The sequence below is a fragment of the Cryobacterium arcticum genome, from assembly GCF_003185895.1.
GTDB lineage: Bacteria > Actinomycetota > Actinomycetes > Actinomycetales > Microbacteriaceae > Cryobacterium > Cryobacterium arcticum.
Genome location: NZ_QHLY01000012.1, coordinates 806,404 through 828,431 on the forward strand (window position 1 = coordinate 806,404; position 22,028 = coordinate 828,431).

Below are 22,028 nucleotides of genomic sequence, written 5' to 3' on the forward strand. Positions count from 1 at the left end.
TCTTCACGCGCGAGCCGCATGACCGCAGAGGTCCTCGGCGACGCCGGCTCAAGCGACGGGTGCGTCCGATGCGACATCCAGGGCGACGCCGTCGAGGATGCTGTCGAGAATACGGTGGGCCACCGACAACTTCGTTCCGGAGGCCTCCATCACTATATCTCCGGCACGATCCAGCACTTCGATTTCATTACGTTCGGTGGCAAAACCCTGGGTCCAGCCGACCCGGTTGAGCACCAGCAGGTCACAGCCCTTGCGTTGGATCTTGGTGCGGCCGAGTTCCCGGCGCAGGGCGTCGTCCGGCTCGGTTTCGGCCGCGAACCCCACGATCACCTGGCCGGGTCGGCGGCCGTCGACCAGACCGGCCAGCACGTCGGGATTGCGCACCAGCTCGAGTGACAACCGGTCGCCCGCGATGTCTTTCTTGATCTTGTCGGCCTGCACGTCTGCCGGCCGGTAGTCGGCGACGGCGGCGGCCATGATCACGATGTCGGCGGCCGCGGCGGCGGTTCGCATCGCCTCCTGCAGGTCGAGGGTGCTGCTGACGGTCCGCACGGTGACACCGTCGGGAACGGCGACCTCGAGGTGCGCGGCAACCAGGGTCACCTCGGCTCCGCGTGCCAGGGCGGCTTCGGCGAGGGCCACGCCCTGCCGGCCGCTGGAGCGGTTGCCGAGGAAACGAACGGGGTCGAGCGGTTCGCGGGTGCCGCCGGCGCTGATCAGCACCTTTCGGGCGGCCAAGTCCTGGTCTGGGCCGGATGCGCCGCGGCGCGCGGCAAGCGCGGCCAGCGCAGCGTCGACGATGGTCTCCGGCTCTTCCATGCGTCCTGGGCCGGAGTCGGATCCGGTGAGGCGGCCGATGCCGGGGCCCACGATGGTCACGCCGCGGCTCTGCAGGATGGCGATGTTGGCGACCGTGGCCGGGTTGTTCCACATCTCGGTGTGCATGGCCGGCGCCAGAACGAGCGGCGCGGTGCTGGCGAGGATGGTGTTGCCGAGCAGGTCGTCGGCCAGGCCGAGCGCGATCTTCGCGATGCTGTTGGCGGTGGCCGGGGCGATCACGATGAGGTCGGCGGACTGGCCGATCGCCACGTGCCGAACCTCGGCGACACCCTCGTAGAGGTCGGTGTGCACCGGATTACGGGAAATCGCCTCGAGGGTGGGCTTGCCCACGAACCGCAGCGCGGCCGCGGTGGCGACCACGTGCACGTCATCCCCGAGCAACACAAAAGCGCGCACGACGTTGACGGCCTTATAGGCAGCGATGCCGCCGGTTATCCCGACGACGATCGTGCGACCAGTCGACATCCTGCGCGCTTACGTGAGGTGCGAGGGTTACTCGACGATGGGCTTCGAGGTGAGCTTGTCCTCGTTGATCTCGCGGAGGGCGACGGAGAGCGGCTTGTCGTCGACGGTGGAGTCGACGAGCGGTCCGACGTTGTCGAACAGGCTGCCTTCGTGCAGGTCTGCGTAGTAGTCGTTGATCTGGCGGGCGCGCTTGGACGCGAAGATCACCAGGGCGTACTTGGAATCGACCTTGGTCAGCAGGTCGTCGATGGGCGGGTCAATGATGCCAGTGGGCTTGTTGGGCACGCTGTCACACTCCTTCATGCAGTTCAAGCAAAATGTACGGGCTACGCGGTGTCACGCCGGGGGTTTCCGTGGCCGGAAACCTGGGCTTTGCCACGCTGATGCGTCGGTTCGACGCCGAAATTCAAGTCCAGCAGGCGCTACGACGGCGTCGCTGACTTGCGAATCTGCATCAAGTCTACGACTTCTTCGGCCGCTTCGGCCACGTCGGTGTTCACGACACGGTAATCGAACTCGCCCTGAGCGGCCAATTCGAGCTTCGCGGTCTCGAGTCTGCGGCTCTGCTCGGCCGAATCTTCGGTGCCCCGGCCGATCAGGCGGCGCACGAGTTCATCCCAGGTGGGGGGCAGCAGGAACACCAGTCGCGCCTCCGGCATGGCCCGCCGAACCGAGCGCGCGCCCTGGATGTCGATCTCGAGCAGCACAGAGTTGCCGTCGGCGATCGCGGCCTCGACGGGCCCGCGCGGAGTGCCGTATCGGTAGGCGTTGTGCACGGTGGCGTATTCCAGCAGTTCGCCGGCCTCGATCATCCGGTCGAACTCGGCGTCGTCCACGAAGAAGTAGCTGACCCCTTCGACCTCGCCCGCGCGGGGCGCCCTGGTGGTGGCGGAGACCGAGAGGTGCACCTCGGGGTGATGTTCGCGAATGTGCGCGGCGACGGTGCCCTTGCCGACGGCGGTCGGTCCGGCCAGCACGACCAGGCGAGAGTCCGGGGCGCCCCGGCGAGCGGTGGGCCGGGCGGCGAGGAAGTCCCGCAGGCGGTCGCGCTGGTGCTTGCCGAGTCCACCCAGTCGCTTGGAGGGCGAGATTTCCAGCCGGGTCATGATGCGCTGCATCTTGGTCACCCCGATGGCCGGGATGCTCACGAGGAGTTCGGTGACGCGGAGGCGACCCTCGACTCCGTTCGGATCCTTGACCGCGGAGGCGAGCACGTCGAGCGACGTGCGCTCACCGGCGGCGACCTGGGCCTTGACCGCGGCGCGGGCTCGTCGGGCCGCTACGGCGGCGCGGGAGGCCGCGACACGGTCGACGTCGGGTGGTGTAGGGCGATTGTCAGCCACGGGTCGCTCCATTTTCGGTTACTCGGCGGGCTATTTCGTCGGCCACACGGTCTGGGCCGGCGGACAACACGCTGCGCGATTCACTCACGATAACGCCTTGAGCGTATCCGCCAAACAAACTCGTCAGATCGGTGGGGTTCGCACCCTGGTGGCCGAAGCCCGGGGCGAGTACCGGAGTGACGATTGCGGATGCGGGAGCGGTGATGTCGATGCCGAAGTCGGACAGGGAAACCGTTGCGCCGAGGACCACGCCGACCGACCCGAACGTGACGGGTGCCTTCTGGGCGTGAATCGCGTCGGCGTTCAGCGCGGCGACCTGGCCGAGCACGGAGGCGGCCACAGTCTTGCCGGCATCCGCTCCCCCGGCCACGACGGCCTGCTGCAGTTCGGCGGCCTCCGGGTTGGAGGTCGCCGACAGCAGGAACAGGCCCTTTCGGTGTGCGGCGGCCCAGGTGACCGTGCTGGCGAGGGACCCGACGCCCATGTAGGGGTTCAGGGTGATCGCGTCGGCTTCGAGCGGGGAGCCCGGGGTGAGCCAGGCCTGCCCGTAAGCCTCGACGCTGGTACCCAGATCGCCGCGTTTGACGTCGGCGATCACCAGCAATCCGGCTTCTCGCGCGTCGGCGAGCACCCGTTCGAGGGCCACGTAGCCCGCGGAGCCGAATCGCTCGTAGAACGCCACCTGGGGCTTCACAATGCCCACCTGTCCGGCGGATGCGGCCACCACAGCGCGGCCGAAGCGCTCGGCGCCGGCGGCGCTGTCTGGGAGGTTCCAGTCGGAGAGCAACCACGAGTGCGGGTCGATTCCGACGCAGAGCCTGCCGAACCGGTCGAACGCACCCTGGAGGCGTTCGCCGAAGCTGCCGGTCGTGGATACCGGTTCGGCGGGGCTCACAGCGCCTGCTGGGGTCACAGGGCGGCCGTCCGTTTCGTGGCGTACTCCTGCAGGCTGGTGACCTCGAAGCCGGTGCGGATCGAGTCGATCGACCCGACAGCGGCGGACAGCTCGGCGATGGTGGTGAACAGGGGCAGGTCGGCGGCGACGGCGGCGGCGCGGATCTCGTAGCCATCCGCCCGAGCGGTGCGACCGTTCGGTGTGTTGATCACGATCTGCACCTCCTCGCGCCGGATCAGGTCGACGACGGTGTCCGTGGACTCATCGGCCTTTTCACTGAACTTTGCCACCACTGTGGCCCCGATTCCGTTCCGCTGCAAAACTTCGGCGGTTCCCTCGGTGGCGATGATGGAATAGCCCAGCTGCTGCAGGCGCAGCATCGGCAGGATCACGGCGCGCTTGTCGCGGTCGGAGACCGAGACGAACACGGTGCCGGTGAGCGGGATTCCGCCGTACGCGGCCAGCTGGCTCTTGGCGAACGCCCGCGGGAAGTCACGGTCGATTCCCATGACCTCGCCGGTGGAACGCATCTCCGGGCCGAGCACGGAGTCGACGATCAGTCCTTCGCGGGTGCGGAACCGGTTGAACGGCAGCACGGCCTCCTTCACGGCGACCGGAGAGTCCATCGGCACACGCGAGCCGTCGATCAGCGGCAGCTGGCCGCTGGCCTTGAGTTCGGCGATGGTGGTGCCCACCATGATCAGCGAGGCGGCCTTGGCCAGGGTAATGCCGAGCGCCTTGGCGACGAACGGCACGGTGCGGGAGGCGCGCGGGTTTGCTTCGAGCACGTAGAGCACACCGGCTCCGATGGCGAACTGCACGTTGAGCAGGCCGCGCACACCGATGCCCTTCGCGATGGCGAGGGTCGCGTCGCGCACTCGGTCGATCTCGGCGCGGCCGAGCGTGACGGGCGGCAGGGTGCAGCTGGAGTCACCGGAGTGCACGCCGGCCTCTTCGATGTGCTCCATCACGCCGCCGATGTAGAGCTCGTGGCCGTCGTAGATGGCGTCGACGTCGATCTCGATGGCGTCGTCGAGGAACCGGTCCACCAGCAGCGGGTGCGACGGGCCGATGATGCCCTGGCCCTGCATGCGGGTGAAGTAGTCGGCCAGGCTGGCGCTGTCGTAGATGATCTCCATGCCGCGTCCGCCGAGCACGTAGCTCGGGCGCACCAGCACGGGGTAACCGATCTCCTCGGCGACCGCGACGGCTCCGGTGTAGTCGGTGGCCACGCCGTTCCGCGGGGCGAGCAGGCCGGCCTCGGCGAGGATGCCGCTGAACAGGCCGCGTTCCTCGGCCAGGTCGATGGCGGACGGCGAGGTGCCGAGGATCGGGATGCCTTCGGCCTCCAGCCCCTTGGCCAGGCCGAGCGCGGTCTGGCCGCCGAGCTGCACGACAACACCGACGAGTTCGCCGCTCTGGCTTTCGGCGTGGATGATCTCTAGCACGTCTTCCAGGGTGAGCGGCTCGAAGTAGAGCCGGTCGCTGGTGTCGTAGTCGGTCGAGACCGTCTCCGGGTTGCAGTTGATCATGATGGTCTCGTAGCCGGCGTCGGAGAGGGCGAACGAGGCGTGCACGCAGGAGTAGTCGAACTCGACGCCCTGGCCGATGCGGTTCGGCCCGGAGCCCAGGATGACGACCTTCTTGCGGTCAGAGGGAACGACCTCGGTCTCCTGGTCGTAGCTCGAGTAGTGGTACGGGGTGAGGGCCGGGAATTCGCCGGCACAGGTGTCGACGGTCTTGAAGACCGGGCGCACCCCGAGGATGTGCCGGACCTTGCGCACATCCGCTTCGCCGAAGCCGCGGAGCTCGCCGATCTGGGCGTCGGAGAAACCGTGGTCCTTGGCGGTGCGCAGGATCTCGGTGTCGAGGGTGTCGGAGGCGGCGACCGCGTCGGCGATCTCGTTGATGAGCACGATCTGGTCGAGGAACCACGGGTCGATCTTGGTGGCTTCGAAGAGCTGCTCGATGGTCGCGCCCTTGCGGAGCGCCTGCTGAACGGTGACGATGCGGCCGTCGGTGGGCACCTCGGCGATTTCGAGGAGTTCCTCGACCGAGCGGGTCTCTGTGCCCCAGTGGAAGGAGGAACCGCGCTTCTCGAGCGAGCGAAGCGCCTTCTGCAGGGCGGAGGCGTAGTTGCGGCCGATGGCCATGGCCTCGCCGACCGACTTCATGGTGGTGGTCAGGCGCGGGTCGGCCTTGGGGAACTTCTCGAACGCGAACCGGGGCACCTTGACGACCACGTAGTCGAGCGTGGGCTCGAAGCTGGCCGGGGTGACACCGGTGATGTCGTTGGGGATCTCGTCGAGGCGGTAGCCGAGGGCGAGCTTCGCGGCGATCTTCGCGATCGGGAAGCCGGTGGCCTTGCTGGCCAGTGCCGACGAGCGCGATACCCGCGGGTTCATCTCGATCACGATGATGCGGCCGTTGGCCGGGTCGATGGCGAACTGGATGTTGCAGCCACCGGTGTCGACGCCGACGGCGCGGATGATGTCGATACCGATGTCGCGCAGCTTCTGGTACTCGCGGTCGGTCAGGGTGAGCGCGGGCGCGACCGTGATGGAGTCGCCGGTGTGCACGCCGACGGGGTCGACGTTCTCGATCGAGCAGACGACCACCGTGTTGTCGGCGGTGTCGCGCATCATCTCGAGCTCGTATTCCTTCCAGCCCAGGATCGACTCCTCCAGGAGTACCTCGGTGGTCGGGCTCTGGTGCAGGCCGTCGCCGACGATGCGGCGCAGTTCCGCCTCGGTGTAGGCGAAGCCGGAGCCGAGGCCGCCCATCGTGAACGACGGACGCACCACGAGCGGGTAGCCGAGGTCCTCGGCGAAGGTCACCGCTTCCTCCACAGTGTGGGCGATGTAGGACTTGGCCACATCCGCGCCGGCGTCGAGCACCAGCTGCTTGAAGATCTGGCGGTCCTCACCCTTCTGGATGGCTTCGAACTTGGCGCCGATCAGCTCGACGTTGTACTTCTCCAGGATGCCGCGCTCGTGCAGGGCGATGGCCGCGTTGAGGGCGGTCTGGCCGCCCAACGTCGGCAGGATCGCATCCGGGCGCTCCTTGGCGATGATGGTCTCGAGGATCTCCGGGGTGATCGGCTCGATGTACGTCGCGTCGGCGAAGTCGGGGTCGGTCATGATGGTGGCGGGATTGGAGTTCACCAGGATGACCCGCACGCCCTCCTCGCGGAGGACCCGGCAGGCCTGGGTGCCGGAGTAGTCGAACTCGCAGGCCTGGCCGATCACGATCGGGCCGGAGCCGATGACGAGGACGCTGTTGATATCGTCGCGCTTGGGCATTACTTGGCGTCTCCTGCTCCGGCGGCCGCGTGCGCGACCACCACATCCCTGAACCTGTCGAAAAGATAGTTGGCGTCGTGCGGGCCGGCCGCCGACTCCGGGTGGTACTGCACCGAGAAGGCGGGGATGTCCAGGCACCGGATGCCCTCGACGACCTGGTCGTTGAGGCTGTAGTGGCTGACTTCGACCCGGCCGAACCCGGTCTTGGACTCGCTGATGCCCTCGATGGGCATGTCGACGGCGAAACCGTGGTTCTGCGAGGTGATCTCGACCCGGCCGGTGGCCTTGTCGAGCACGGGCTGGTTGATGCCGCGGTGGCCGAACGGCAGCTTGTAGGTGCTGAAGCCGAGGGCTCGGCCGAGCAGCTGGTTGCCGAAGCAGATGCCGAAGTACGGCACTCCGGCGCGCATGACCTCCTGCAACAGGGTGACGTGGGCGTCGGATGCCGCAGGGTCCCCCGGTCCGTTCGAGAAGAACAGGGCGGTCGGGTTGAGCGAGAGCACGTGCTCCGCGGTCACGGACTGGGGCAGCACGAAGACCTCGAAGCCGCGCTCGGCGAGGTAGTTGAGCGTGGAGGTCTTCACGCCGAGGTCGAGGACCGCGACCGAGCCGATTCGCTCGCCCTTGGCGGGCAGCGAGTACGGCTCGACGGTGGACACCTCGTCGGACAGGTTGCGGCCGCGCATGCTGGCGCCACCGCGCACGAGTTCAAGCTGTTCGCCCTCGGAGAGGGCGTAGCTCTCGCCGCTGAAGATGCCGCTGCGCATCGCGCCGAGCGAGCGGATGTGGCGGGTGATCGCCCTGGTGTCGATGCCGCTGATGCCCACAACGCCGCCGGATTCGAGGTCGGCGTCGAGGGTGCGCTGCGAGCGGAAGTTGGAGGGCGCCCGGGCGGGCTCCCGCACGACGAAGCCGGAGACCCAGATGCGGGAGGATTCCATGTCTTCGTCGTTGGCGCCGGTGTTGCCGATGTGCGGGGCAGTCATCAGCACAATCTGGCCGGCGTAGGACGGGTCGGTGAGCGTCTCCTGGTAACCGGTCATACCGGTGGCGAAGACGATCTCGCCGAGGGTCTGCCCCTGGCTGCCGTAGGCGCGTCCCACGTAGCGGGTGCCGTCTTCGAGGACGAGCACGGCCGGAGCCGGTGTGGTTGTTGGGTAGCTCACGGGCTACACCTCACTTTCTTCGGTGCCGAATTCTGTACTGCCGGATGCGCTGGAGACGTTTCCGGTGAGAGTCGCGAGTGCCTCGCTGATCGCGCGGCGATCGGCGGGGTCGCTGAAGCGGAAGTAGCTGTCGACGCTGGTGGGCGCCGTCGCTGTCGTCGGGTCGGCGGGTGCGTTCAGCACCCAGCCGAGCAGCAGCAAGCCGCCCGGCTCGACGGCCCGGTCGATCGCCCAGGTGGCGTCGGTGACGCGCTGGACCGCATGCGCCGGGATGAACAACGTGGGTGAGCCCGCGAGTTCGAGCAGAACGCCCTGGTCGGTGACGGACACGCCGCCCCTGGCGCGGAAGCCGAGGCCGGGGATGTTGAGGCGCTCGAGCGGCTGGTCTCGCGGTGTGGTGGCCACGTAGAGCGCCGCGGCGGAGACCAGTTCACGGCCCGGGGTGGTGGGCTGCGGGTAACCGGCCGGCAGCGCGGCATCCCGCTTGCTGCGGCGGCGCCAGGAGCGCAGCATGAGGGCGAGCACGCCGAGCAGCACCAGAACGGTGATGATCGTGGCGACGGTGCGGCTGCTCATGAGCGCCCTCCGGTGAGGCCGCGGTCCTCGCTCAGCTGGGCCTCGGAGCGCAGCACGCCGTCGAGCACCGTGGCATAGCCGGCGTGGAAGGTGGCCATCACCTGGCCGGGCAGGGTCATCGCCAGGTACGGCGAGTTCACGCCCTTGCCGACGAGGTTGTTCCGGCCGAATTCCCGGCTGGCGCTCGGGTCGTAGAGGGTGAGCTCTGCGGGGGCTCCCACGGTGAGCTGCTGGCCCTGGCCGCTGATCCGCCCGATGCGGGCGGGCGTGGTGGAGAGCACCCGCACCAGGTCGGTCCAGTCGAGGTGGCCGGTGGCCACGACGGCAGCGTGCGCCACCGAGAGGGCGGATTCAAGGCCGACCATGCCGTTGGCGGCGGCATCCCACTCGCAGTCCTTGGACTCGGTGGGGTGCGGCGCGTGGTCGGTGGCGATGATGTCGATGGTGCCGTCGGCCAGGCCCTGGCGGAGGGCTTCGACGTCTTCGCGGCGGCGCAGCGGCGGGTTGACCTTGTACCGGGCGTCATAACCGGCGACGAGTTCTTCGGTCAGCAGCAGGTGGTGCGGGGTGACCTCGGCGGTCACGTTGATACCGCGCGCCTTGGCCCACCGGACCACGTCGACGGCGCCGGCGGTGGAGACGTGGCAGACGTGCAGGCGGGAACCGACGTGTTCGGCCAGCAGCACGTCCCGGGCGATGATCGATTCCTCGGCCACGGCCGGCCAGCCGGTGAGTCCGAGTTCGCCGGACAGCGCGCCCTCGTTCATCTGGGCACCTACGGTGAGGCGCGGCTCCTGGGAGTGCTGGGCGACAACACCGTCGAAGGCCTTGACGTATTCCAGGGCCCGGCGCATCAGCAGCGGGTCGGAGACGCAGAAGCCGTCGTCGGAGAAGACCCGGACATTCGCTCGGCTGGTGGCCATGGCGCCGAGTTCGGCGAGCCGTTCCCCGGCCAGGCCAACGGTCACGGCGCCGATCGGTTGCACCGTGACGTAGCCGGCGCGCTCCCCCAGGGCGAGAACCTGTTCCACCACGCCGGCCGTGTCCTGCACCGGGGAGGTGTTGGCCATGGCGAAGACAGTGGTGAATCCGCCGATCGCTGCGGCCTGGCTGCCGGTGAGCACGGTTTCGCTCTGCTCGTAGCCGGGTTCGCGGAGGTGCGTGTGCAGGTCGACCAGGCCGGGCAGCGCAAGCAGGCCGTCGGCGTCGATCACGGTGGCGCCGGCATCCGACAGTTTGGTGCCGGCATCGGTGATGACTCCCCCGGCCAGGAGCAGGTCGGTGGTGGTGCCGTCGCTGAGCTGGGCTCCGCGCACGAGATAGCGTTCGCTCGACATTTAGTGTTCCTCTCGGTCGCCCGATAACAGCAGATAGAGCGCCGCCATGCGCACGGAGACCCCGTTTGCGACCTGTTCGCGCACGGTGGACCGTTCAGAGTCGGCCGCGGCGGAGGAGATCTCCAGGCCGCGGTTCATCGGTCCGGGGTGCATGACAATGCTATGCGACGACAGCCGGGCGAATCGCTCGTCGTCGAGCCCCCAGCGGCGGGAGTATTCGCGGCTGTTCGGGAAGAACGCGGCGTTCATCCGTTCGGCCTGGATGCGCAGCATCATCACGACGTCGGGGCCGGCGTCGATGGCGGCATCCAGGTCGTAGCCGATCGTGGCCGGCCAGGCCGAGGTGTCGGCGGGCACGAGTGTGGGCGGGGCGATGAAGGTGACCTGGGCACCCAGGGTGTCGAGCAGCCAGAGGTTGGAGCGTGCCACCCGGGAGTGCAGGATGTCGCCGACGATGGTGACGGTGACGCCGTCGAGGCCGCGGCCGCGAGAGGCGGTGCCGTGCAGCCGGCGGCGGATGGTGAACGCGTCGAGCAGCGCCTGGGTGGGGTGCTCGTGCGTGCCGTCACCGGCATTGATGATGCCGGCATCGATCCAGCCGCTTCCCGCCAGCACCTGGGGGGCGCCGGAGGCGGGGTGGCGGATGACGACGCCGTCCGCGCCCATCGCGGCGAGGGTCTGCGCGGTGTCCTTCAAGCTCTCGCCCTTGGAGACGCTCGAGCCCTTGGCGCTGAAGTTGATCACGTCGGCGCTCAGGCGCTTGGCGGCGGCTTCGAACGAGATCCGGGTGCGGGTGGAGTCCTCGAAGAAGAGGTTCACCACGGTCTTGCCGCGCAGGGTCGGGAGCTTTTTGACCTCGCGGTTGGCGACATCAGCCATGTCTTCGGCGATGTCGAGCAGGGTGATGGCTTCGTCGCGGGTGAGCGATTTGGTCGAGAGCAGGTGCCTCATTCTTCTGCCCCTCCCTCAATGCTGACGAATTCGTCGCCGTCCACCTCTGTGACGTGCACGTTGATGCGTTCATGGGAGGCCGTTGGCAGGTTCTTGCCCACGAAGTCGGCGCGGATCGGCAGTTCGCGGTGGCCCCGGTCCACGAGCACGGCGAGGCGCACGACCCGCGGGCGGCCGTGGTCGCCGAGGGCGTCGAGGGCGGCGCGGATGGTGCGGCCGGAATACAGCACGTCGTCGACGAGCACGACGGTGGCGCCGTCGATGCTGCCGGGCACCTGGGTGGGCGCGGGCGTGCGGGTGCGGGTGTGGGCGAGATCGTCCCGGTACATGGTCACGTCGAGGGAACCGACGCGCACGGCCGCTGAAGCGGGTTCGATGCGCCGGATGATCTCGGCGATGCGCTGGGCGAGGGCCACTCCGCGAGTGGGGATGCCCAGGATGACCAGGTTCTCCGCTCCTCGATTGGACTCAAGGATCTCGTGGGAGATGCGAGTCAACGCTCGGGTGATGTCAGCCTGGGTGAGCACGGTGCGCTCCGTCAAACCGACCTCCTTTCCCGTCTCACAGGACGGCTCTTAAAGTAGGTCTTTGTACCCTACGACCCTAGCATCCACACGAGTCCCTCCGGTCTCTGCTCCCTCGTGGTCGACACGGCGACTAGAACGGTGGGGTGTCGGGTAGGGGTGGTGAGGGCTGTCGGGGCGGTTGGTGTTTGGGAGTCAGGCAGGTGTCGGCGGCGGGCTTCTTCCGGGTTTTCGGCTGCGCGACTGGTGGTGCCGGTGGTGGTGGGCTCATTTGGTTGGCGGGGTCGGTGCGGTAGCTGCGTTTGCCGGGTGAGGTCCGGAGCAGGATGCCGCCGGGCTGCTGGGTGACCTGCCATTGGGAGAGGTGTTTGAGTCGGTGGTGGGCTTCGCAGAGGCAGGCGAGGTTGTCGTGGTCGGTGGGTCCGCCGTCGGCCCAGTCATTCGTATGGTCCATGTCGCACCGCACCGCGGGGCGGGAGCAGCCGGGGAATCGGCAGGTCTCATCTCGCATCCGTAACCACTTCTTCATCGCCTGGGTGTTCCGGTACTGGTCTTTGCCGAGGGAGAGCACAACACCGGTTTCGGGGTGGGTGAGTAGCCGGGTGAAGCCGGGCACGTCGCCGGCGATCTTGCGGGCGGCTTCGGGTGAGATCGGCCCGTAACCCTCCAGGATCGCGGGTTCGTCGCTGCGGCCCAGCAGGGTTTCCGCGGTCACGGTGAGCATGACGGTGCCGGCGATTCCGGTTCCGAGACCGGTGGTGGTGATGCCGTCCAGGAGGAGGGCGGCGGTGACGTCGGCGCGGAGCTGGTCGAGACCGCGCTTCTCGGTCACGAGCGCTTCGGCCGCGGTCACCCCGGGCTGCCCGGACTGTCCGTTGTTCCCGGTCTTCCCGGTGTGCCCGGCCTGCTCAGTCTGCCCGGTCCCGGTCTGCCCAGTCGCCTGGCCGAATGCGTCGCGTGTTCCGTCGCTGGCCGGGGTGTCGTTGGCCGGGGTGTCGCTGGGCGGGATGGGGTCGCCGAGTTTCTTCAGGCTGGTGGCCATCGAGGTGATCCGGTCGAACGCTGCTTTGGTTTGTTCGGCGGTGCCGTACCAGTGCAGCCAGGCCATGCCGTCGTAGTCGGCTTCCCAGTAGGTGCGCCGGGCCGCGACCGCAGTCGTGGCCCGGGTGACAATGGATTCCGGGTGCAGCCTCTCCCGCAGTCGGCGGGCTTTCTCCAGGAACCGGCCGACCGGCATGGTCTTCGCTGCCGGCAGCAGCTGTTCTTCGAACGCCGCCTGGTCCTCGTCCGGCAGCGTGCGCACCTGGTCGACCATCGTGTTCGCGTGCCGGTAGCTGATCTCTCCGGCCGCCAACGCGTCGAAGGTCGCTGGGGCGTAGTAGTAGAGGAACCGGGCTTCGTCCATCAACCGGTCCACGGTGCGCTCGGCAACGTTCGTCAGGCAGGCGGTTTCGCTGATGATGGTGCGTCGGGCGACCTCCTTGTCGTCCCACCGGGCAAAAGCGGCGGCGCGGGCCTGCGTGGCGGTCAACGGCGCATCCCGGTCGGCGAGCACGGTGGCCGGGCTGGTGCCGTGCAGTTCTTGGGCGACCCCGGCTTTCTCGCTCCAGGCTTGCAGCTCCACTAGGCGTTCTACCTTGCGGGCTTGGGCCCGCGCGATGGCGCGGTCCTCGGCGGCGACCAGTTCGGTTTTGCGGGCCAGTTCGGCCAGGACCCGGTCGTGCCGGGTGGGCTTCGGAGAGGGAACGTCATCGTCCGGAGCCGGCGGTGGTGCCACGGATGGGCTACTCATGATGAGATCGTCTCACCTACCACCGACAATGACGGACAACATCCGCGACCCGTGAGAAAAGCACCGAAAACCCCGGAATTCTGGGGCTTAGGTCACGGCTCGCGGGCCCCTGGCAGGTGGGTCAGGAGGCCGCGCCGACGACGAACTCGACGAACGCCTGCGGGTCGTCGATCGGTCCCTGGTACTGGCTACCGTTCACCAGCACGGTGGGCGTGCCCTGGATCGACGCGATCTCGGCGCCGGGAATCGGACCGGTCAAGGCGTCGTCGGTGTTCTGCTGCGACCAGTCGGCATACGGTGCGGTCGCGACACAGTCATCGATCGAACCGGCGCCGGTGGAGAGAGCCGAGAGCTCGTCGTCGCTGAGGCCAGTGGTGCCTTCGGCCGGCTGGCTCGCGAACAGCGCTGCCATGTAGTCGAGCATCGAATCGGGGTTGATCGCCGCTTCACAGGTGAGCGCGTTAGCGGCCCGGGTGGAGTAGTCAGATCCCTGCGAGGCCGGGTCGAGGAAGGTGAGGGCGTGCACGCGCACGGTGATGCTGCCGTCGTCGACGAGCGTGGCGATCGCTCTGCCGTTCGCCAGCTCGAACTGGCCGCAATACGGGCACATCGGGTCGATGTACAGGTCGACGATGGTGTCGCCTGACCCCGCCTGCAGGTAGCCGTCGTCGAGGTAGGCCGCACCGATCTGGCCGGAGGCGTCGAGTGACGGCACCGACGACGTGTTGCCCACGATGGAGCTGAAGATGAGCCCGAACGTGGTCGCGAACACTATTGCCAGCACTATGAGGAGCGCGGTGACACCGACGCCCACGTATCCGAGCACCAGCCCGGCGATGGCCAGTCCCCGACCAGCCTCACCGGTGCGTTTGATCTGGTTGAGCGCGATGTGGCCGGTGATCACGGCCGCGACGGAACAGAAGAACCCGGTGACCAGCGAAATGATCGACAGCGTGTTCGTGCGCGGAGCGACCGGACCGTAATACGGCCCTGCGGCCGGCACTGCTCCGGGGGCATTCTGGTCCGGGTAGTCGGCCTGCTCAGTCACGGTTCTCCCCCTCATAGATCCGTCCCGGCTGCGGGCGCAACCGGGACGGGCACTGCTTCGCTTAGACGGATGGAGCCGTCTGGGCGATCCGGCCGAGGAGTCCGTTGACGAACCCGGCGGAGTCATCCGTCGAGAGCACCTTGGCGGCCTCGACCGCTTCGTCGATCGCGACGGCGTGCGGCACGGCGTCGTTGTAGAGGATCTCCCAGATGCCGATCCGCAGGATGGCGCGGTCGATCGTGGGCATCCGGGAAAGCGTCCATCCCTGCGAGTACGTCTCGATGAGTTCGTCGATCTCGTCGCGGTGGTCGACGACGCCGTCAACGATGTCGCGCGCGTACAGCCACGAGGCCATCCGGGCGGGCTCATTCGCGGCCCGCTCGGCTTCCATGGCCAGCGACTGCGGAATGGTCGTCTGACGCACGTCTGCGGCGTACAGGATGTCGATGGCGCGCTTACGCGCCTTGGTGCGGGCGCTCACTAGTTGACGCGGCCGAGGTAGTCACCGTTGCGGGTGTCGACCTTGACCTTGGTGCCCTGCTCGAGGAACAGCGGCACCTGGATCTGGTAGCCGGTTTCTACGGTGGCGGGCTTGGTGCCGCCGGTGGAGCGGTCGCCCTGGAGGCCGGGCTCGGTGTAGGTGATCTCGAGCGTCACGGATGCCGGCAGTTCGACGTAGAGCGGGTTGCCGTCGTGCAGGGCAACGGTCACGGCCTGGTTCTCGAGCATGAAGTTGGCGGCGTCGCCGACGACGGTGGCCGAAACGGTGAGCTGGTCGTAGTCTGCGACGTCCATGAAGACGTAGGAATCGCCATCGGCGTAGAGGTACTGGAAGTCGCGACGGTCGACGTTCTCGGTCTCGATCTTGGCGCCGGCGTTGAAGGTGCGGTCGACGGTCTTGCCCGTCACGACGTTCTTCAGCTTGGTGCGCACGAACGCGCCGCCCTTGCCGGGCTTGACGTGCTGGAATTCGATGACGGCCCACAGCTGCTTGTCGATGTTGAGGACGACGCCATTTCTAATGTCGGCGGTAGATGCCATGAAGAGGTGTTCCGTTCGATTCAATTGGGAAGGTGCGCGGCCAAAGGCCTCAGACGAGTGTAGCCGACACGCCGCGTGTGATCGATTCCTGGCCTCGGTTTCAGGTCAGGCGCACGATGTGGTCGAGGGCCAAGCGGTAGGAATCGAAGCCGAATCCGGCGATCACGCCGGTGGCGACAGCGCTGACAACGCTGGTGTGCCGGAAGGTCTCGCGAGCGTGCGGATTGGAGATGTGTACTTCCACCAGCGGTAGGCCGGCCTTGGTGACCAGGGCGGCGGCGTCGCGGAGGGCGTAGCTGTAGTGCGTGAACGCGGCCGGGTTCAGCACCACCGGGGTGCCGGTGTCCACGGCTTCGTAGAGCCAGTGGATGAGTTCGGCTTCGTCGTCGGTCTGGCGCACGTCCACGGTGACGTCCTCGGGTGCCGCGTCGGTGAGGAGCGCCTGCAGGTCGTCGAGGTTGGCGGATCCGTAGACATCCGGCTCCCGGCTGCCGAGGCGTCCGAGGTTCGGGCCGTTGAGGACGAGGACTGTGCGCATCCTCCCAGCCTAGGGCCGAGCGCACCGGCGCGAGAGCCCAGGTGGGCTCGCGGGGTCTCGACACGCTCGACCGGCGAGAGTCTCAGACGGTGAAGGAGTCCATCAACTCCGAGCGGATGAGGAATCGCACTCCTCTCGGTGCCTCAGCGGAGAACCCGCCGCCGCGGCCTTTCACCACATCGATGAGCAGTGCCGTGTGGCTCCAGTATTCGAACTGCTCGGCGGAGATCCAGAAGTCGATCAGCTGCTCGGGCTCCCCCGCCGGCGCGACGTCCAGCCGGCCGAGCAGAACATCCTGGTCGGAGGTGATGAACTCCCCCGCGGGAAAGCACATCGGAGAACTGCCGTCGCAGCATCCGCCGGACTGGTGGAACATCAGCGGCCCGTGCTCCTCCCAGAGGCTCCGCAACAGCTCGACGGTGGTCTGGGTCAGCGCCACCCGGGACCGGGTCTCCCCCGGGACGGTGATGCTCGCTTCAACCGCAGCGACAGCGGGCGGGTCTTTCAGGTCTGTCATGGTGTCCTCCAGAGGACCGGGAGAGGGAACGGATGTGTGGTCGCCGGGCGGCCTGCAAGGACCGCCCGGCAACCCGTGTGCCTAGAAGAAGCCCAGCGCGTCCTCCGAGTAGGAGACAAGCAGGTTTTTCGTCTGCTGGTAGTGGCCGAGGGCGAGCTTGTTGTTCTCCCGGCCGATGCCCGAGCTCTTGTAGCCGCCGAAGGCCGCTCCAGCCGGGTAGTTGTGGTAATTGTTCACCCAGACCCGGCCGGCGTGCAGGTCACGCCCGGCCCGGTAGGCGGTAGTGCCGTTCCGCGACCAGACCCCGGCGCCGAGGCCGTACAGGGTGTCGTTGGCGATCGAGATGGCGTCGTCGTAGTCGTCGAAGCTGGTCACCGCAACGACGGGCCCGAAGATCTCCTCCTGGAAGATGCGCATCTTGTTCTGGCCCTCGAAGATGGTCGGTTCCACGTAGTAACCGCCGCTGAGGTCGCCGCCCAGGTCCACCTGCTCGCCGCCGAGCAGCAGTTTGGCGCCCTCCTTCTTGCCGATGTCGATGTAGGAGAGGATCTTCTCCAGCTGGTCGTTGCTGGCCTGCGCGCCCACCTGGGTGTCGGTGTCGAGCGGGTTGCCCTGCTTGGCCAGCTTGGTGCGTTCGATCGCACCACCCAGGAAGCTGTCGTAGATCGGCTTGTGGAGCAGCGCCCGGCTGGGGCAGGTGCACACCTCACCCTGGTTGAAGGCGAACAGCACGAAGCCTTCCTGGGCCTTGTCGTAGTAGCTGTCGTCCTTCTGTGCCACGTCCTCGAAGAAGATGTTGGCGCTCTTGCCGCCCAGCTCCACCGTGGAGGGGATGATGTTCGCGCTGGCGTACTGCAGGATCAGCCGGCCGGTGGTGGTTTCCCCGGTGAAGGCGATCTTGCGGATCCGGTTCGACGAGGCGAGCGGCTTGCCGGCCTCGATGCCGAAGCCGTTGACGATGTTCAGCACCCCGGGCGGCAGGATGTCGCCGATCAGTTCGATGAGCACCAGGATCGACGCCGGGGTCTGCTCGGCGGGCTTTAGCACAACCGCGTTGCCGGCCGCCAGGGCCGGTGCGAGCTTCCACACGGCCATCAGGATCGGGAAGTTCCACGGAATGATCTGGCCGACCACGCCGAGCGGTTCGTGGAACTGGTACGACATGGTGTCGTTGTCGAGTTCGGCGTGGTCACCGTCCTGGGCGCGGATGGCCGAGGCGAAGTACCGGAAGTGGTCTGCGGCCAGCGGCAGGTCGGCGTTCAACGGCTCCCGGATGGGCTTGCCGTTGTCCCAGGTTTCGGCCACGGCGAGCAGTTCGCGGTTGGCGTCGATCACATCCGCCATCTTGTTCAGCACGGCGGCGCGCTGGGTGGCGGTGGTCTTGCCCCACGCCGGCGCTGCCTTGTGCGCGGCGTCGAGGGCGAGGTCGATGTCTTCGTGGGTACTGCGGGCGACCTCGGTGAACGGCTTGCCGTTGACCGGGGAGATGTCCTCGAAGTACTGGCCCTTCACCGGTGGCACCCATTCGCCTCCGATCCAGTTCTCGTAGCGGGGCTTGAAGGTGACTTTGGCATCCGGCGTGCCGGGCGCGGCGTAAACGGTCATTTCACTCCTTGTTCGACGACTCTGTCGATGGCTTCCGCGTCAGTGCGGACCATGGGGCGAGCCTACGAAGGCGAAGGTTGCGAAACGTTGCGGATGTCATTCTGCCGGCACCGGACACTCATCCGCCGGACTGACGACGCCGGCAGGCGCTCTGCCTACCGTGGAGAGCATGGAAACCCTCGAAGCGTCCCGTTCCGTCGCGCCGACGCACGCCCGGCAGGGCTGGTGGTACCGGGAGAGCGCGGCCTCGACCCGTCGGGCCGTGCTGGTGGCCGTACTGGGCGCGATGCTGATCGGTGGGCTGACCAGCCTCGGCCAGCAGTACCTGCCGGCCTGGCTGAATTCGCTGGCCAACTCGGTCGGCGGGTGGACCATGCTCAGCTTCCTGTTGGTCTGGCTCGGTCGTGCCAAGCCGGTCCTCGCCGCCTTCCTGGGCGTCGTGGTCTTCCAGCTGCTCACCGAGTCCTACAGCGTGGTGTCGGAATGGCGCGGTTTCGACGACGGCGACCCGTTCACCTCCATCTGGACCGTCGTCGGCCTGATCGCCGGTCCGGTGCTCGGCGTGTCGGCCGGCCTGGCACGGCACGGCAGCCCGGTGTGGCGAGCCCTCGGCGTCACTCCGCTCAGCGCTGTGCTGCTGGGTGAGGGCATCTGGGCGCTGAACACCATCGCGGACACCACCAGCCCGGTGTACTGGTCCCTGGAGATCGTGCTGTCCGTCGCCTTCCTGATGGCAGCGGTACTGCGCACCGGCCTGACTCTGCGGGCGATCTCCCTGGTCGGATGCGTGTGGCTGGCAGGCGCCCTGGCCTACACCGGCGTGATTGTGTTCATCCTGAACTGACCCGAGTCCCCGGACCGTCCCGCGTCTACGCGCCGAGTTCGGCCTCGATGCGCGCCAGGCTCGCCACCACGGCGGCGCGTTGCGGCGACCGGGGCGGCAGCAGTTGCAGGCAGGCACGCCAGACCTCGCTGTCCCATCTGGCCTCGTCGGTGTGCGCGTAGTCGAGCAGCACGTCGACCGCGGCGTCGCTGAGCAGGGTCTGCCGCAACCGCGTACTGACGTCGCCGCGGATCTCGACGATGCCGGGCGCGACCGAGCCGGGCAGCACGGGCCCCCGGTAGGCAGCCAGGGCCATCCGGTGGGCGCCGCGACCGAGGAGCCCCAGGAGTCCGCCGGCATCGGTGTCCAGGCTGGTCTCCAGCCTGTAGGGGCGGGAGCCGATGCGCAGTTGCGGATGGCTGAGCGCCAGCACCCGGCGCAACCGCACCATCTCGGCACGCAGGTTCTCGACCGCGTGCGCCTGGTCCTCGTTCAGGCAGGCGGCGAGCCGATCGGCCGACAGCCCCTGTCGGTTCCAGGCCAGCAGGAGCAGGATCTCCGCGTGCCGGGGGCTCAGGTCCACCGCGGCACCCGTGCCCGGCACCGGCGCGCCGAACGGCCCGGGCAGCCCGGCCGGGGCTCCGCCGCGCAGGGCGCCGTGCTCCGTACCGAGCACCGTCAGTAACGGGTTCGAGGCGGTGAAACCGCTCGGCCGGGTGGGCGCCGGTCTCGGCGCGCTCAGGCTCTGGATACGCAGCTCACCCTCGAGTGCGGCCACGGCGGCCTCCACCAACGGCAGCGTCTGCGGCGCGACGGCTCCGTCTCCCCCGGTGATGTCGATCACCCCGAGCACGGCGCCCGTGACCGGGTCGTGGATGGGCACAGCGGTGCAGCTGAACGAATGCGCCAGCTGGCTGAAGTGTTCGGCACGCTGAATCTGGATGCCGTGGTCGAGGGTGAGAGCCGTGCCCGGCGCGCTCGTGCCCACGCGGGCCTCCGACCAGTCCGCACCCACCACGAAGTGCATATCCTCTGCCCGGCTGCGCACACCGCTGTCGCCGTCGATCCACAGCAGCCGGCCGGATTCGTCGGCCACGGCCACGATCAGCCCGAACTCGGCGGCATGCCGAACCAGCAGCCGGTTGATCACCGGCAACACGGCCGCCAGTGGATGCGCCGCACGGAGCCGGTCGAGGTCGTCGGCGCTGAGGGTGGGCGCGGCCTGCGCCGTCAAAGGGTCCAGGCGCAACGAGAGGGAGCGCTGCCAGGATTCCCGCACCAGGCGTCGCACACCGCCACGCCCGGCGTTCGTCGACGGTAGGTCCATCCGGTCGCCGATCACAGCCTCGTGCTGGCGCTCGTGCCAGGCGAAGGAGGCGAGAGGCGAATCGCTGGCAGTCACCGTCCACGGGCTGGTCATCGAGGTGCCCGCAACAGGATCGCTGGGCCTGCCGGACCCGGCGCGGTCGCTCACGGCTCGGCTCACGGTTACCTCCGATCAGCGCTGGTCGTCGGCGACCGGGCTCACTGGCCGGTCGGGTGCTTCATTGTAGGCATAGTCTGCGTGGAAGGGTGCCGGGCACGCGACGGCGGTGGCAGGTCCCGAAGGGAACCCTAGACCGGTGGCATGTTGGGCCGGTCGCCCTCGCGCAACCAGTCGTCGAAGAAGCCGCCGAGTTGTTCGCCAGCGGTCTCTTCCATCACGGCTTCGAAGTCCTCGGTCGTGGCGGCCGAGTCGTTGTACCGGGTCAGCCACAGGCGGGCGCCGGCAAAGAATGCGTCGTCGCCGATCTCGGCGCGCAAAGCGTGGATCGCGGCCGCTCCCCGCAGGTAGACCGGGGCTTCGAACAGGCTGTCGCGTCCCGGGTCTGCGATGTTCAGCGCCCAGCCGTCGTTCTCGTCGAGAATCGCCACGGTGTCCGTGAACTGGTCGTCGATGGTCGCCGTGCCCTGGTGCTCGGCCCACAGCCACTCGATGTAGGTCGCCCAGCCTTCGTTCAACCAGATGTCCTGCCAATCGGCCGGGGACACCGAGTTGCCGAACCACTGGTGGCCGAGTTCGTGCACCACGGTGTATTCATCCGCGACCTCGGAGTAGATCGGACGGGTCTGGGTCTCCAGCGCGTACTCGACGGTGTCGTCGTCGACGATCGCGCCGAACGACTCGAACGGGTAGCGCCCGAATTGGCTCTCCAGGAACGTGATCATCTGCGGCTGCAACGCCAGAGCCGCCGTGGTCTCGGTGAGCTCATCACCGGTGACGCCATCGTCGACGGCGTTGAGAATCGGCAGGCCGCGCGGACCGCGATCCCGGGAGACCGCGTAGTCGCCGACACTCGCCGTCGACAGGTAGCTGGCCATCGGGTCGGACGCCTGCCAGGTCCAGGTCGTCCACCCGGCGCGGGTCTTGGGCTTGCCGGCGGGCAGCCCGTTCGCCACCGCCGTCTTGCCCTCAGGCACCGTGATCCGGTAGGTGTACGTCGCCTTGTCTTGCGGGTCATCGTTCACCGGGTACCAGGTCGACGCCCCCTCGGGCTCGTTGACCACCATCGCGCCATCGGCAGTGGTCACCCAGCCGTAGAGCGCCTCGGTGGTGTCGAGGGGCCGGCCGGTAGCCCCGCCGTAGCTGACGACGATGGTCGTGGTGCGTCCCTCCTTGAGCTTCGGCCGCAGCCCGACGGTGAGCTCCCAGATCCGGTTGGCGTCGTCCTGAGTCTGGGACCACTCGGCGTTGCCCTTGTTGTGCGACGTGCCGTGTGCCGCCGCCTTGCCGTCCACCCGCACGCCCGTGACGTCGAGGCCCCGAAGGTCGAAGTTGAGCGATTGCAGATCCTGGGTGGCGCGCAGGGTGATGGTCGCGACGCCGCTCAGGCGCCCGGTGAGAACTCCGGGATCAGCCGGCGGTTCGTAGCGCAGGGCGAGGTCGTAGTTCTGCACGTCGTACCCGCCGTTTCCGGCGTACGGGAAGTACGCATCACCGCTTCCGGACGCACCGGCCGGGTAGCGCGGCCCGCCGTTTCCGGATGAGACCGGCGCCGGTCCGGCCGGAACCGTCCCGGACGCTGCCGTTGCCGGCGCCACCGGAACAGCTACAGCGAACACCGCCAACCCGGCCAGGGCAACGGTGGTGAGCCTCATTGCTGTCAGCACGGACATTCCCTTCGTTGGGAGTGACGGAGAATCGTGGCCTGCGCTGAGGCGTCGTGTGTCGAAGCTGGCGCGGGAGCGGGCCGGGACTGACCACCGTAATGCGCCTTGCCGCGAT

At 68.0% G+C, this 22,028-nt stretch carries 20 protein-coding genes; 1 reads left to right on the forward strand and 19 read right to left on the reverse strand.

Features of this window, described 5'->3' with window-relative positions:
* Positions 1–48: 48 nt before the first annotated feature.
* The 17 genes from coaBC to exaC all read right to left on the reverse strand — a co-directional run bounded on the left by coaBC (position 49) and on the right by exaC (position 17,940).
* The gene (gene coaBC, locus CTB96_RS13415) at positions 49–1,305 is read right to left on the reverse strand and encodes a bifunctional phosphopantothenoylcysteine decarboxylase/phosphopantothenate--cysteine ligase CoaBC (RefSeq protein ID WP_110127372.1); all 1,257 of its coding nucleotides are present in this window, start codon (positions 1,303–1,305) and stop codon (positions 49–51) included.
* A gap of 27 nt (positions 1,306–1,332) precedes the next feature.
* Entirely contained in the window at positions 1,333–1,590 is a 258-nt protein-coding gene (gene rpoZ, locus CTB96_RS13420; protein ID WP_066595628.1) for a DNA-directed RNA polymerase subunit omega, read from the reverse strand.
* 137 nt (positions 1,591–1,727) lie between these two features.
* The gene (gene gmk, locus CTB96_RS13425) at positions 1,728–2,660 is read right to left on the reverse strand and encodes a guanylate kinase (protein ID WP_110127373.1); all 933 of its coding nucleotides are present in this window, start codon (positions 2,658–2,660) and stop codon (positions 1,728–1,730) included.
* Positions 2,641–3,543 carry an orotidine-5'-phosphate decarboxylase gene (gene pyrF / locus CTB96_RS13430; RefSeq protein ID WP_110127374.1) on the reverse strand — a complete coding sequence of 301 codons (903 nt, stop codon included), beginning with the start codon at positions 3,541–3,543 and terminating at the stop codon, positions 2,641–2,643. Before pyrF ends, gmk begins: the two co-directional genes overlap by 20 nt.
* Positions 3,544–3,557: 14 nt before the next feature.
* Positions 3,558–6,845: a carbamoyl-phosphate synthase large subunit gene (gene carB / locus CTB96_RS13435; RefSeq protein WP_110127375.1), complete on the reverse strand. Its 3,288-nt coding sequence runs from the start codon at positions 6,843–6,845 to the stop codon at positions 3,558–3,560.
* Positions 6,845–8,011 (reverse strand): glutamine-hydrolyzing carbamoyl-phosphate synthase small subunit, encoded by a 1,167-nt coding sequence (gene carA / locus CTB96_RS13440; protein ID WP_248283374.1) that lies wholly within the window; start codon positions 8,009–8,011, stop codon positions 6,845–6,847. Before carA ends, carB begins: the two co-directional genes overlap by 1 nt.
* A gap of 3 nt (positions 8,012–8,014) precedes the next feature.
* Positions 8,015–8,587, reverse strand: a complete 573-nt coding sequence (locus CTB96_RS13445; protein WP_181397256.1) for a PH-like domain-containing protein — start codon at positions 8,585–8,587, stop codon at positions 8,015–8,017.
* Positions 8,584–9,924 (reverse strand): dihydroorotase, encoded by a 1,341-nt coding sequence (locus CTB96_RS13450; protein ID WP_110127376.1) that lies wholly within the window; start codon positions 9,922–9,924, stop codon positions 8,584–8,586. The genes CTB96_RS13445 and CTB96_RS13450 overlap by 4 nt, the downstream gene beginning before the upstream one ends.
* Complete coding sequence (locus CTB96_RS13455) at positions 9,925–10,875, reverse strand: aspartate carbamoyltransferase catalytic subunit (RefSeq protein WP_110127377.1); 951 nt, start codon at positions 10,873–10,875, stop codon at positions 9,925–9,927. It abuts the gene before it with no gap.
* On the reverse strand, positions 10,872–11,417 hold the full coding sequence (gene pyrR, locus CTB96_RS13460) for a bifunctional pyr operon transcriptional regulator/uracil phosphoribosyltransferase PyrR (protein WP_110127378.1): 546 nt from the start codon (positions 11,415–11,417) through the stop codon (positions 10,872–10,874). Before pyrR ends, CTB96_RS13455 begins: the two co-directional genes overlap by 4 nt.
* 115 nt (positions 11,418–11,532) lie before the next feature.
* Positions 11,533–13,191 (reverse strand): HNH endonuclease signature motif containing protein, encoded by a 1,659-nt coding sequence (locus CTB96_RS13465; RefSeq protein WP_110127379.1) that lies wholly within the window; start codon positions 13,189–13,191, stop codon positions 11,533–11,535.
* Positions 13,192–13,312: 121 nt separating this feature from the next.
* On the reverse strand, positions 13,313–14,239 hold the full coding sequence (locus CTB96_RS13470; protein ID WP_181397257.1) for a DUF4190 domain-containing protein: 927 nt from the start codon (positions 14,237–14,239) through the stop codon (positions 13,313–13,315).
* A gap of 61 nt (positions 14,240–14,300) precedes the next feature.
* The gene (nusB, locus tag CTB96_RS13475; protein ID WP_110127381.1) at positions 14,301–14,720 is read right to left on the reverse strand and encodes a transcription antitermination factor NusB; all 420 of its coding nucleotides are present in this window, start codon (positions 14,718–14,720) and stop codon (positions 14,301–14,303) included.
* Positions 14,720–15,280, reverse strand: a complete 561-nt coding sequence (efp, locus tag CTB96_RS13480) for an elongation factor P (RefSeq protein WP_110127382.1) — start codon at positions 15,278–15,280, stop codon at positions 14,720–14,722. The genes nusB and efp overlap by 1 nt, the downstream gene beginning before the upstream one ends.
* A 100-nt stretch (positions 15,281–15,380) precedes the next feature.
* Positions 15,381–15,818, reverse strand: a complete 438-nt coding sequence (gene aroQ, locus CTB96_RS13485; protein WP_110127383.1) for a type II 3-dehydroquinate dehydratase — start codon at positions 15,816–15,818, stop codon at positions 15,381–15,383.
* A gap of 82 nt (positions 15,819–15,900) precedes the next feature.
* Complete coding sequence (locus CTB96_RS13490) at positions 15,901–16,335, reverse strand: DUF779 domain-containing protein (RefSeq protein WP_110127384.1); 435 nt, start codon at positions 16,333–16,335, stop codon at positions 15,901–15,903.
* An 81-nt stretch (positions 16,336–16,416) separates the two neighbouring features.
* The gene (exaC, locus tag CTB96_RS13495; protein ID WP_110127385.1) at positions 16,417–17,940 is read right to left on the reverse strand and encodes an acetaldehyde dehydrogenase ExaC; all 1,524 of its coding nucleotides are present in this window, start codon (positions 17,938–17,940) and stop codon (positions 16,417–16,419) included.
* A gap of 169 nt (positions 17,941–18,109) precedes the next feature.
* Here exaC and CTB96_RS13500 point away from each other — a divergent pair, with 169 nt between their 5' ends.
* Positions 18,110–18,784, forward strand: a complete 675-nt coding sequence (locus CTB96_RS13500) for a DUF6518 family protein (protein WP_110127386.1) — start codon at positions 18,110–18,112, stop codon at positions 18,782–18,784.
* A gap of 25 nt (positions 18,785–18,809) precedes the next feature.
* Here CTB96_RS13500 and CTB96_RS13505 read toward each other — a convergent pair whose 3' ends face one another.
* Together CTB96_RS13505 and CTB96_RS13510 are read right to left on the reverse strand one after the other, a co-directional pair.
* Entirely contained in the window at positions 18,810–20,249 is a 1,440-nt protein-coding gene (locus tag CTB96_RS13505) for a sigma-54-dependent transcriptional regulator family protein (protein WP_248283375.1), read from the reverse strand.
* A gap of 128 nt (positions 20,250–20,377) precedes the next feature.
* Positions 20,378–21,913: a M1 family metallopeptidase gene (locus CTB96_RS13510; protein ID WP_248283376.1), complete on the reverse strand. Its 1,536-nt coding sequence runs from the start codon at positions 21,911–21,913 to the stop codon at positions 20,378–20,380.
* Between the last annotated feature and the right edge of the window lie 115 nt (positions 21,914–22,028).

Coding starts and splice junctions, on each gene's coding strand:
- coaBC (WP_110127372.1), bottom strand. CDS start 1,305: ATGTCGACTGGTCGCACGATCGTCGTCGGGATAACCGGCGGCATCGCT.
- CTB96_RS13465 (WP_110127379.1), bottom strand. CDS start 13,191: ATGAGTAGCCCATCCGTGGCACCACCGCCGGCTCCGGACGATGACGTT.
- CTB96_RS13455 (WP_110127377.1), bottom strand. CDS start 10,875: ATGAGGCACCTGCTCTCGACCAAATCGCTCACCCGCGACGAAGCCATC.
- gmk (WP_110127373.1), bottom strand. CDS start 2,660: ATGGAGCGACCCGTGGCTGACAATCGCCCTACACCACCCGACGTCGAC.
- exaC (WP_110127385.1), bottom strand. CDS start 17,940: ATGACCGTTTACGCCGCGCCCGGCACGCCGGATGCCAAAGTCACCTTC.
- efp (WP_110127382.1), bottom strand. CDS start 15,280: ATGGCATCTACCGCCGACATTAGAAATGGCGTCGTCCTCAACATCGAC.
- CTB96_RS13500 (WP_110127386.1), top strand. CDS start 18,110: ATGGAAACCCTCGAAGCGTCCCGTTCCGTCGCGCCGACGCACGCCCGG.
- CTB96_RS13445 (WP_181397256.1), bottom strand. CDS start 8,587: ATGAGCAGCCGCACCGTCGCCACGATCATCACCGTTCTGGTGCTGCTC.
- aroQ (WP_110127383.1), bottom strand. CDS start 15,818: ATGCGCACAGTCCTCGTCCTCAACGGCCCGAACCTCGGACGCCTCGGC.
- carB (WP_110127375.1), bottom strand. CDS start 6,845: ATGCCCAAGCGCGACGATATCAACAGCGTCCTCGTCATCGGCTCCGGC.
- CTB96_RS13450 (WP_110127376.1), bottom strand. CDS start 9,924: ATGTCGAGCGAACGCTATCTCGTGCGCGGAGCCCAGCTCAGCGACGGC.
- CTB96_RS13490 (WP_110127384.1), bottom strand. CDS start 16,335: ATGACAGACCTGAAAGACCCGCCCGCTGTCGCTGCGGTTGAAGCGAGC.